The organism is Carboxydocella sp. JDF658 (assembly GCF_002049395.1).
GTDB lineage: Bacteria > Bacillota.
The window spans coordinates 1-201 of record NZ_BDLR01000214.1; the positions used below are offsets into that span (position 1 = coordinate 1).

Below are 201 nucleotides of genomic sequence, written 5' to 3' on the forward strand. Positions count from 1 at the left end.
CTCAGGTTTTCGGCGGGCAGGATTCTCACCTGCCTTTTCGCATACTTATACCGGCATTCTCACTTCCATGCGCTCCAGCACTCCTCTCGGTATGCCTTCTACGCCCATGGAACGCTCCCCTACCCCTCAACCTTCATCAGGCTGAAGCCGCGATTTCGGTGACAGGCTTAGCCCCGGACATTTTCGGCGCACAACCACTCG

The 201-nt window shown here is 57.2% G+C and carries 1 rRNA gene; it reads right to left on the bottom strand.

Annotation, left to right across the window (positions count from 1 at the left end):
• A 23S ribosomal RNA gene (locus tag JDF658_RS13870) occupies positions 1–201 on the bottom strand; the annotation flags it as partial.